The organism is Bradyrhizobium sp. MI1.4 (genome assembly GCF_055811315.1).
On sequence record NZ_JBVVPP010000149.1, the window covers coordinates 1 to 526 of the forward strand.

Annotated in this window: 1 pseudogene; it reads right to left on the bottom strand. The window is 61.6% G+C overall.

Going from position 1 to position 526, the window contains the following annotated elements:
* Positions 1–361 precede the first annotated feature (361 nt).
* A pseudogene (locus tag AC0L23_RS40030) lies at positions 362–526 on the bottom strand (LabA-like NYN domain-containing protein); the annotation flags it as partial.

Genomic DNA, 526 nt, shown 5'->3' on the forward strand with positions numbered 1-526 from the left:
GGGCGATGAGCTGGGGCCCGACTGGGGGGGCGTGGGAAAGCTTGGTAATTGGCGAAGCGTTCCAATCTGGTTTTAGTGGGCTGGGCGCGTGCATCGGCGAGATCGGAGTGGCGTCCCGCGACCAGCCTTCACCTGGCTTGAGGCACGATCCAGACGGGTAGGCAGATCGGCCGGACAGGATCTGCGACGGGAGGTTTTTCACTCAGAACGTGGCTCGGATGTATCGCCGGATTTGCCGCCGCGATTTGCTTGTCCCCTCGGGGCCGGAAAGCCGCTACTTGGGATTTGAGCCGGCGGAGCTTTTCTTCTGAAATGGTTATCATCGACCTGCCCAAACTTCATCAAAGTGGGTGTCAACAGTCTAGTCCTGTGGGTCGTTTCCCTTCGGCTCGTGCAAGAATTTTGGCATGTGTCCAGGCGCTTCACGATCACGCGGGGCGGGGCGTTCAGACGGGTCGCGACCGAGCTTGGACTGCAGCTCGACGAGGTCGGTGAAGACGTCGGCCTGCCGGCGCAGCTCGTCGGC